Below are 7,427 nucleotides of genomic sequence, written 5' to 3' on the forward strand. Positions count from 1 at the left end.
TGCTCAGAAGGTTCTCAATCGTTTCATTGCTGAACTAATCGGTTCAGTTTAGCTGTTTGGGGAATTCGCCAACGGTATCCGTATCCCGGCTGTACCCCTGGACGACCAAAAGGGAGTAAGAACAAAAATAAAACAGAAGTAATTCTTACATCTGAACTACTAAAAATTAAGAAGATGATTAATGAGTAAGTCTTGTTAATAGCTAACTTTATCCCCCTGACTTACTTAGTTTTAGACGGTCATTTTGGAAACAACAATGCTTTGCAGATGGCACGTCTTGTTAACCTGCACATAATTTCCAAGTTGCGCCATGATTCTGCATTATATATACCTTACCAAAACCCTGACCCCAATCGTCGCTCCCGTCGTAAATACGGTGATCAGATTGATTATTCTAATATATCTGATGAGTATTTGTGTAAAAGTACCATTGACGAGGATATCAAAACTGATATTTATCAAACTACTTTACTCCACAAGGAATTTGCTCAAGCACTAAATATAGTTATTTTAGTCAAAACCAATATTAAAACTAATGCTAGTAGTCATGTAATTCTATTTTCTAGTGACCTCCATTTGTCCTATGAAAAGATAATCGACTACTACAGACTGCGCTTTCAAATCGAGTTTAACTTTCGAGATGCTAAACAGTTTTGGGGATTAGAAGATTTTATGAATTTAAGCCAAACTGCCGTGACTAATGCTGCTAACTTAGCATTCTTTATGGTCAACTTATCCCATCATCAACTATTAGATTTTCGTCAACACAATCCCGACTCCGGCATTATTGACCTTAAGGCTCACTATCGTGGTTTTCGATATGTTCGTGAAATTTTAAAAATGCTTCCCGAAATGCCTGAGCCTATTTTATTAACCCAGATTTTTGCCAAGCTTACTTCTTTAGGACGTATTCATCCCGTTTCTACAGGCATTGAACCCTCGTAAATTGGCTAAGGTATTGTATTTACTGCTGATTTTATTTTTTGGAAGTCCCTCACTCATTTTCTTCTTTGAATTTTGATAACGGTTTTCAGTTGCATTTTCACCCACATCCCACACTCCATTGTTGTTTGTGCTTGTTATTAGACATGCTTCTGTGTATAACCACCAGAGTCATCGAGATACCAAAGACCGTAGTGTCCCTCAGCACCATTCTGTCCTTGCCAAGGGGGGTCTTGCTTGTTCTGGTCGCTTTTCCAAGGTTCGTCAATTGCCTCAAACAAGTAAGTAATTACACCTTGTTGTGATGCCCACTTATCAATTGCCTCAGAGTATGCCAAGAGATTATTGACGTTGTTATCCGTATTGTTGAAACTAACTCCCTGTGAAGGCCAACCAGTCTCACCAATCATCACCTCGCATTGTGGGTTAACTCCAACAACTGCTGATTTAATCATATTGAAAGCTTCGCTTACCCCATTTACACCGTCTTGGGCAGTAGGTGTGTTTGAACCAGGATAAAGATTGCACTGAATAAAATCGCACTTTTGAATCAGTGTCTTCATCTCGTTGTAGAATGGGCTACTCGGATTAGCAATATTTCCGAAGGTATGGGATCGCACACCAACTTTGAGATTGAGGTTATGAGCATTCTGCTTATTAGTGACAATCATTGCGTTGACTGCATTAGCTGTTTGTGCGTCAACGACATATTCATTAGTAAAAACAAATGAAGTTACCGTGTTGGGAAACACCGTATTTGCTGCACTAGCCGCAGAAAATGCACCTTCAATTTCTCTGTGTTGCAGTCCTGTATCCGACTGCTGATAAATACCTTGAGCGACCTCAATCGCAACTTGACCACGAAGCTTATTTAACTCGGCAGCAGCAGAAGCAACACGACAGTTAGAATCGACTTGATCCCAAGGCGTTTCTGGTGGGTAGTATCCAGCACACCCCATACTGTAGGTGCTAATTTTGCTAAATCGGGATGCAATCACCTCCAGCATCTTCACAATATCTTGCTGGCTGTAGGAGTTCCAATACGGGGTTGTAGCGTTTGGAGGTGTTCCTGTCCAGCGGCCGACATAAGGTTGAAAGGCGACACCGAGAAATTGAGACATAATAGTACCTCACTTGTTGTTATATACTTTTGCGGAGCGCGCATTATATTAAGCCTTTGCGGAAGTTATTCCACTCAGCACTATCTCGTGGTAAATTTTGAAGCTCGTTTCGCTTGTCTATTATTCGCTATTGATGACGCCCGTCATGTCTGCATCAAGCGCGTAGAACCACAGCGCACCCGTGCCGAAGTTCCAGCTATTGTAGTAATTCTGTGAACCAGCACGGATGATCGCGTTGCCGTTGATTGGGCTGCTTCCGGGGAAGCGGTTGCCGACGTGGATACCACCCCCTTCAGCCTGCTGGTCAGCAACGTAGTTATACCAATTCTCTGTAAACTTGCACTAAATAATTATCCTTCTCTTCCTTAACGTTCTTGGCACGCCAGTTGCTTCAAGCCGCGAAACCTGTCCAACGCACTAGCTCGTCTTGGCGGTTCGTTTAATAAAAATTAAGTGCATTTTCATAGAGAATTAATATTATCGGTGACAACGTTAGATTCACCTCCATAGATGGCGATTTTGTTCTCCAACACTAGTATTTCAACGTGGTTGAACGAGAAGGTATTGAAACCGCCACCTGGATCGTTCCACATCGCGATCGCGTCGTCGCCTGTGTTGCGGAAAAAGGACTGTGTAACGGTGGAGTTAGTGACCTTGCGCCGTACTGTGAACTTTTTTTTCAACGTGAAGGCTATGCTAGTTAAGCATTATAATCTTTTTATCTCTCTCGTTTTTGTTTAAGTTACGTTAGAACGGTCGTTGACCTACAAAGTTTCCTTGGGGGCTGTAGCGGCAAACGAGTCTTGTATTCCCATCACCCCCGTCAGCGACAGCGCATCCTACTTGAGTCGTATTCCGCCAAACGACCTGAGTATAGTGTCCAACATCAGCCCAATTGCCAGTATTACTCACATCTGGAAATGTTCCGATCACAAAATGCTGCTTTTCATTTCCCCAACCCTCAACCATTTGGGTAAAGCTAAAACTGCCTGATGTGCCCATCCAAAGATTTTCTCCTTCCCCGTCTGCTCCACTATGCTTGAACGATTGAGTGGCAGCAAGATAGTTTGCCCACTCTTGAGCATGACTTGCTAAAGTATCAGACCAAGCCAGGGGCGGAACACCGACTTCTGAGCGATACGAGTTGTGGGCATTCAATATCTCTTGTGCCATACCACTAGGCGTTGAGACTTCGACTCGTTTAAAGGATGAGATTATATCATTCCAGTCATTTGGAACCGAGGCATATTCACCTGGCGTCAGCCGAAAACTTCTTCCTTGGAAGTTCGTATGTTCAAAAAATTCCCATGTGCCAGCATACACCTTAATTGAGGAAATTTGGTCGTTCCAAGTATCTCCAAGCGAGGCAAACTCTTGATCAATATTCCCTGACGTTTTTCCAGAAAAATTAGCATCAGTAAAGATTTCAATAGACATCGTAATTCTCTGAATCTCCTTTGTAATTTAACGCAATCAGATTACCCATTCCCTGACATATATCGTGATTGGGGTGGATAAAGGCTCCAAATCAGTTAACTCACAATACTAATTCGATGACGAGCGAGGAAGTCTTATCGTTAAAGTCGTCACCTACATAAGGCGTATCAGCCGTAAACGTTTTGCTTTCCCCACCAAAGTTAACATCGCTATAAAAAGTAACTTTCATCCCCGAAGGAATCTTTAGCGAACTAATTATGTCATTATGAATCTGGCCCGAGTCATATTTGCCTGGGTCTAATGTTTGAGCAAATCCCTGATATTCAGAGTCAGTGTAAATAATGACCTGATTGCTAGAACTGGGCTTGGGATAAATCTGACCGATGAAACCATAATCCGATGAGTCAATTTCCGTACCCCCTATAATTGGGTTGCCGTCTTTAGTAATCGAACCAGGGAGCTGGTAACACATGATGGAGTTAGAATCGGCATGGGGAGTGCCCAACAGCGATGATTCTTCGATCGGTGTTAAAACCTGTTGACGAACCTGGTCTGGGGACCACCCCTGGTTTTGTGCAAAGAAGGCAATTGCTTTATCTGGATCGATATGATCTACTAATTCTCTCCGCATGTGCTCATGTGGAAAGCCTAGTGTGTGTCCAGTTTCATGGCGCACTACTCGGTAAAACTCTGAGTCGGGCGTATCCATAGTGAACGAGTCAAGATTCATCGTCGGTTGGTCGCCAGAAATAGAAAGAATATCTGTTCCTAGATATGACCAATATCCCTTTCCTTGTGTTCGGGCAATCCGCACTTGTGGATCTGTATTCGTTTCCACGAACTGAACATTCGCCGTCGCACTCCAAGCATTCATGTGCCATAGGATGCGCCCTCTCAAATCAGCGGGAGCATCATCTAGAAAGCCTACGGTCAAATACACTCCACCCGCTCCCCAGTATTTTGTAGTTAAAACTGCAACATGCTCTGGTTCTGGAATGAACCCTGGCATCAGTAGCATCAAGCGTTCGATCGGTGGATGATTGACTGGGTTGATCTTGGCTGCAATTTGAGCGGCAGCTACCCATTGGTTGCGAGGTAGCATTTTGGGTAAACAAACGATCTGGTTGCACATGGTTATAACTCCTATAAGAGATATGTTTGAAGACTTAGCAGGGAATGGCACTAAAACTTATGTGAAAGCTCGTCTGGGCAGGGTGTTGGGGGTAGGCTGAGTGGGTGTAGGAAAAAATCAAGAAAACTAAATACGGGTACAGACACAAATAAATTTCTTTTTCTTCCTCACGACACCCGACACCCAGAAGCCTTATAAATAATGGGTTTGCCGTTAACTTAGTGCCATTCAACTTAGCAGGAAAGATTTTCGCCCGGTGAAACTCCCAACCTCTGGCAAAAATCCAGATAAAAATTGATTCGATTTTGGGCTTCTTGTCTGCCTTCTGGGGACGCATTCGGTCCACATTCGATGCCACCATTGATGATGGAGATTGTCATGCCGAAACCAGAGTTGCGGATAGCATTGTGGCACGATGTCATCCAGAACCACAGGGCGGTCATGAAGGAAATAGCGCTATCTGTTGAGACCAAATCAGGGTTATTGAGCAGATCAATCCCAAGAGCCGCCCCACATGTAGCATAGTTATAGTTCCACGATAACTGGATCGGTCCGCGACCGTGATAGGTTTTACCCTGCACACACGGATAGGTTGTGGGATCGCAATAGCTACCCCATACTGCTGTGTTCAGTTCATCAATGTATTGTAAAAAACCCGTCTCTTGAGCAACATTTGCTAGGAAGGCAGCCGCCTCACGTCTGCATTGTTCGTCCGATCCTTCATTGCAGAAGCTTGGGTATTTCTGCGTGGCGGTCACTAGACCGTCGTAGGAGTAAAAACCATTTCGGTTTGGGAATAGAGCCTCGAAGGTTTGCTGCGATACAATACCTGCGAAACCATTGCCCGTTGAGGGAGGGGGTGGTGGTGGAGTGACAGACCCGTTAGGAATGCAGATTTCTTGACCTATCTGTAAATTTGTCGCATCCGCGTCTGTTAAGGGAGTGCCATCTGGTTTTTTAATTTCATGCCAACGGTTGCCATCACCTAATTGTTGTTGGGCAATAATAAAAAGCGTGTCTCCGGACTTAACAGTATATGAACTACCAATTGTACAAGACATAAATCAACTCCAAAAATTAAATTACAAAATTGCTGTCACAGACTGGACACCTAGATTGATTGCTTCTTCAACGCTATCAACAAAGATGTCAATCTTTTGACCGATAATTGCCGTACCGATATCTAGAGCAGCGGCAGGAACTTGCCTACCATCCCAAAGCACCAAGGTAAAATTTGTTAACAGGGGAATTACATTTGGATCTACTGCACACTGTAAACGTCCAACGCTTTCACCTTGGCATTGTGACTGCAATTGACCTGCAAGTGCTGCTTGCAATGTTACCCCATGCACGCCGGAGGCAGGTAGATGGCAATTCGTTTCCTCTATACTGTAAAATCTAGCTTCTAGATTTATTTGGTTCCCGGAGGGAGGAGGTAAAGGAGTAGACCCTGGAATGCATATTTCTTGACCCACTTGCAAATTAGAAGCATCCCCGTCTGTAAATGGGATGCCATCTGGTTTGAGAATCTCATGCCAGCGTTCACCATGACCTAATTGTTGTTGGGCAATGATAAAAAGCGTGTCTCCCGACTTGACAATATATGAATTACCGAGTGTACAAGACATAAATGAACTCCAAACAAATACTTCAAAGTATTAATCGCTACATCCGCCTTGATGCTTAACATATAGCGATTCTCAAATGAGTTGAAAAAGTGGTTGCTCACAATTACCGAGTGACAAAGTTTGACATATCGCTTGTGCCATCATTTGAGCGTTTGGGCTGGTGTCAGTAGGCGTTTCTTCTGGCTGCTTTTGTAAACTCCATAGCATCATTCCAGCCGCGTTCGAGTCAACAACCGCCTGTGCCAGATTACGAACTTCCGGTATGGTATAAACATGTCCACCCCATCCTTCTGGTGGTACTTCAACACCCATGACAATGTTCCCCTTGAAATAATTCTGATAAGCAGTTAGGGCAACTTTTGGGTCATATTCAGGGCTTGCATCGTAGGACATGACGTTGAGTTGGTCAATGTACTCAGCTTCAGGCGATCGCAACAAGTTGAGCAATAAACCTGTTAGGGCAGCTTTCGGTTTAGCATCTGTCCATTGCCCTTCACCATAAGCACCAACACTCCAAGCTGCAACGGTGACTAAATATGGTCTGGGTAGTGCTTGGCGAATTTCCTTGACAATGCGACGATACTCATCATCTGTTGTGCAGGTAACTTGACCGTTTGTGGATGAACACTGACCGTTATTGAACGGTTCGTAGTCAATATCTATACCGTCAAATCCAAAATCTTTGACCACATCTGCGATCGCCTTAGTATTCAAAGCCGCAAAATTCTGATAAGTAGCTCCACCTACTGCCACTAACACTTTTGTGTTAGGATTTTTGCTTTTGAGATAGGCGATCGCGTCTTTTACCACCACTCCGTCTGCACTGAAATCAAGCCCTGTACCTGATAGTTTATTGCCACCCTCGTAGGTTGCATCTGGTTTTAGAAAAGACACAATCACTATATTCACATAAGGCGCTATGTTAGCCAGTTGCAGTTTTTTGGGATCGTCGCTCCACTTTTCAGACCAACTCTGGAAATAGGCAACAAGAGTTTTGTTGTTATCAGCCATTAGTTTCTTCTCTTAATAAGGTTTTTCATTGTACTTTGGGTGTTGTTGGAAGCAGGGTTAGCGCGTCTCAAAGCCTATTGACAAGAGGACTTGCCTGATCAGCAATCTTTGTTGGAAACAAAGTGACACCATCCGAGGTAGGGTAAGATTTAATTC

The 7,427-nt window shown here is 43.7% G+C and carries 8 protein-coding genes and 1 pseudogene; 1 reads left to right on the forward strand and 8 read right to left on the reverse strand.

What is annotated here, in order from left to right; translation table 11 throughout:
* Positions 1-99 precede the first annotated feature (99 nt).
* Positions 100-945 (forward strand): annotated as a pseudogene (locus tag HWQ36_RS15225) (transposase); the annotation flags it as partial.
* Positions 946-1,082: 137 nt separating this feature from the next.
* Here the strand turns inward: HWQ36_RS15225 and HWQ36_RS15230 are convergent.
* The 8 genes from HWQ36_RS15230 to HWQ36_RS15265 form a co-directional block, all read right to left on the reverse strand.
* Positions 1,083-2,063, reverse strand: coding sequence for a glycosyl hydrolase family 17 protein (locus tag HWQ36_RS15230; RefSeq protein ID WP_292704191.1), 981 nt, complete (start codon positions 2,061-2,063; stop codon positions 1,083-1,085).
* 143 nt (positions 2,064-2,206) lie between these two features.
* Positions 2,207-2,350, reverse strand: coding sequence for a hypothetical protein (locus HWQ36_RS15235; RefSeq protein WP_292704193.1), 144 nt, complete (start codon positions 2,348-2,350; stop codon positions 2,207-2,209).
* A gap of 174 nt (positions 2,351-2,524) precedes the next feature.
* Entirely contained in the window at positions 2,525-2,746 is a 222-nt protein-coding gene (locus tag HWQ36_RS15240; protein ID WP_292704196.1) for a hypothetical protein, read from the reverse strand.
* 64 nt (positions 2,747-2,810) lie between these two features.
* Positions 2,811-3,500 (reverse strand): CAP domain-containing protein, encoded by a 690-nt coding sequence (locus tag HWQ36_RS15245; protein WP_292704198.1) that lies wholly within the window; start codon positions 3,498-3,500, stop codon positions 2,811-2,813.
* Between the two features lie 100 nt (positions 3,501-3,600).
* Positions 3,601-4,632, reverse strand: a complete 1,032-nt coding sequence (locus HWQ36_RS15250) for a M12 family metallopeptidase (RefSeq protein ID WP_292704200.1) — start codon at positions 4,630-4,632, stop codon at positions 3,601-3,603.
* A 233-nt stretch (positions 4,633-4,865) separates the two neighbouring features.
* A complete protein-coding gene (locus tag HWQ36_RS15255; RefSeq protein WP_292704203.1) occupies positions 4,866-5,693 on the reverse strand; it encodes a glycoside hydrolase family 19 protein in 828 nt (275 codons plus the stop codon).
* Positions 5,694-5,714: 21 nt separating this feature from the next.
* Positions 5,715-6,260 carry a 3D domain-containing protein gene (locus HWQ36_RS15260; protein WP_292704205.1) on the reverse strand — a complete coding sequence of 182 codons (546 nt, stop codon included), beginning with the start codon at positions 6,258-6,260 and terminating at the stop codon, positions 5,715-5,717.
* A gap of 72 nt (positions 6,261-6,332) precedes the next feature.
* Positions 6,333-7,271, reverse strand: a complete 939-nt coding sequence (locus tag HWQ36_RS15265; protein WP_292704207.1) for a glycoside hydrolase family 18 protein — start codon at positions 7,269-7,271, stop codon at positions 6,333-6,335.
* Positions 7,272-7,427: the final 156 nt, after the last annotated feature.

The organism is Nostoc sp. NMS2, from assembly GCF_017115105.1.
GTDB lineage: Bacteria > Cyanobacteriota > Cyanobacteriia > Cyanobacteriales > Nostocaceae > Nostoc.

Coding starts and splice junctions, on each gene's coding strand:
- HWQ36_RS15255 (WP_292704203.1), bottom strand. CDS start 5,693: ATGTCTTGTACAATTGGTAGTTCATATACTGTTAAGTCCGGAGACACG.
- HWQ36_RS15230 (WP_292704191.1), bottom strand. CDS start 2,063: ATGTCTCAATTTCTCGGTGTCGCCTTTCAACCTTATGTCGGCCGCTGG.
- HWQ36_RS15265 (WP_292704207.1), bottom strand. CDS start 7,271: ATGGCTGATAACAACAAAACTCTTGTTGCCTATTTCCAGAGTTGGTCT.
- HWQ36_RS15260 (WP_292704205.1), bottom strand. CDS start 6,260: ATGTCTTGTACACTCGGTAATTCATATATTGTCAAGTCGGGAGACACG.
- HWQ36_RS15245 (WP_292704198.1), bottom strand. CDS start 3,500: ATGTCTATTGAAATCTTTACTGATGCTAATTTTTCTGGAAAAACGTCA.
- HWQ36_RS15250 (WP_292704200.1), bottom strand. CDS start 4,632: ATGTGCAACCAGATCGTTTGTTTACCCAAAATGCTACCTCGCAACCAA.